The following is a 249-nucleotide window of genomic DNA, read 5'->3' on the forward strand; positions in this document are numbered from 1 at the left end:
GCCAGCTACTACCGTCCGGCGACAGTTGTCCGTCGGCCTTGCGCCCCTTGGCGTCGGCGACGGAGACGTCCGTCAGTCTGCCCTTCGCGGCCTTCACCACGACCGGCTGGTCGGGAGCGACCTGCTGCGTCCCGGTCGCCGGAGTGATGGACGGCGGGGGAGCGGCGTCCTTCGAGCCGCCCCCGCCCGACCCGCCACCGGACGAACAGCCCGCTACCAGCGAGAACACCCCGACCAGCGCCACACATT

The 249-nt window shown here is 71.9% G+C and carries 1 protein-coding gene; it reads right to left on the reverse strand.

Annotated features, from left to right (window positions below):
- A partial coding sequence (locus C7C46_RS33835; RefSeq protein ID WP_245985354.1) for an Ig-like domain-containing protein occupies positions 1–249 on the reverse strand: 249 nt, incomplete at both ends.

This window comes from Streptomyces tateyamensis (assembly GCF_003205575.1).
In the GTDB taxonomy this organism is placed as follows: Bacteria; Actinomycetota; Actinomycetes; order Streptomycetales; family Streptomycetaceae; genus Kitasatospora; species Kitasatospora tateyamensis.